Source organism: Chryseobacterium sp. C39-AII1, assembly GCF_039672645.1.
GTDB lineage: Bacteria > Bacteroidota > Bacteroidia > Flavobacteriales > Weeksellaceae > Chryseobacterium.
Genome location: NZ_JBDFPQ010000054.1, coordinates 1 through 351 on the forward strand (window position 1 = coordinate 1; position 351 = coordinate 351).

1 protein-coding gene is annotated in these 351 nt (G+C 41.6%); it reads left to right on the forward strand.

All coding sequences use genetic code 11. The features are described from left to right. Positions 1-351, forward strand: a 351-nt coding sequence (locus ABEG63_RS21555) for an RHS repeat-associated core domain-containing protein (RefSeq protein WP_346587495.1), incomplete at both ends; no start/stop codon positions are given.

The window sequence follows — 351 nt, forward strand, 5'->3', positions numbered from 1 at the left end:
CTTACAAATACAACGGAAAAGAGCTTCAGGAAACAGGAATGTATGATTTTGGAGCGAGAATGTATATGCCTGACCTGGCAAGATGGGGTGTTGTAGATGCTTTGGCAGAACAGATGAGAAGATATTCGCCGTATAATTATGCGTTTAATAATCCACTAAGATTTATAGATCCTGATGGAAATGCAGCGTATGATCCAAGATCTATTTATGGAGAGCATTCGGCATTTAATGGAGATTTTGATCCAAATTCTTCTCTCTCAAGTTATAATGGAATGGGAGGTTCTCATGGAATGTATTTCGCTGCGGATGCAGGGGGTGGACAGGCTGGATCTGGATCTGGATCTGGAGGTT